1 protein-coding gene is annotated in these 236 nt (G+C 37.7%); it reads right to left on the bottom strand.

All coding sequences use genetic code 11. The features are described 5' to 3' along the window. Positions 1-236: dTDP-4-dehydrorhamnose 3,5-epimerase family protein (locus DW58_RS20540; protein WP_035894965.1), on the bottom strand; the 236-nt coding region annotated here is incomplete at both ends.

Here is a 236-nt window from a genome sequence, read left to right on the forward strand (position 1 = left end):
CAAATAATACCCCTGTCGCTTTCTGGATTATAATAATTAGTTGTCTTATAAACAAATTCTGCCGTCTCACTTAAAACCAAAAAACCATGCGCAAATCCTTCAGGTATCCATAGCTGCCGTTTATTATCTGCAGAAAGATTCACTCCTACCCACTTACCAAAGGTAGTTGAGTTTTTTCGAATATCTACAGCAACATCAAATACTTCACCGACAACGCATCTTACTAATTTCCCCTG

Source organism: Siccibacter turicensis LMG 23730 (assembly GCF_000463155.2).
GTDB classification, from domain to species: domain Bacteria; phylum Pseudomonadota; class Gammaproteobacteria; order Enterobacterales; family Enterobacteriaceae; genus Siccibacter; species Siccibacter turicensis.